This is a genomic window from Streptomyces sp. AC627_RSS907 (genome assembly GCF_019049165.1).
Genome location: NZ_JAGMUE010000871.1, coordinates 1 through 560, shown reverse-complemented (window position 1 = coordinate 560; position 560 = coordinate 1). Strand labels below are relative to the sequence as shown.

1 pseudogene is annotated in these 560 nt (G+C 79.5%); it reads right to left on the bottom strand.

The annotated features are described in order from the left end of the window. A pseudogene (locus KUM32_RS39120) lies at positions 1 to 560 on the bottom strand (AraC family transcriptional regulator); the annotation flags it as partial.

The following is a 560-nucleotide window of genomic DNA, read 5'->3' as shown; positions in this document are numbered from 1 at the left end:
TGCCAGAGCAGTGCGGGGACCCGGCGCAGGGCGGCCACCTCGTGCGCGGCCAGCGCGGGGCCCGGCGCGCCGGTGGCCGGCGGCGTGGTGGCCGGCGGGGCGGCGGCGAGTCCGTCGACCAGCGCGGCGAGCGCCGCCACCAGCCGCGACTCCAGGTACAGCAGGCGCCCGGGGGAGGCGCGCCGGTGCACGTACATCTCCGCCAACGGCTCCGCCACCGGGCGCAGCGCGGCGGACCGGCCGAGGTACCGCTCGCGCGCGACGTGCTCGGGACCGACGGCGGGCAGGCTCCGCGCGCCGAGTCCCCCGAGGTAGGCGTCCAGCCGGGCCCAGCTCCCGGTGACCGACACCGCCCGGTACCGCTCGCCCGGGTCGTGCGCGACGACGCCACCGGTGGCGCGGCGCGGGCTGAGCGCCACCGAGCCGGCGTGCAACTCGTCGGCGCCGGCGGCGGTCTCGCTGACCCGTACCCGCCCCTCGACGCAGTGCTCCAGCTCGAAGTGGTCGCCCGGGAACCGGTAGCCGATCCGGTGCCCGGCGGCGAACGCGACGTCGTAGCG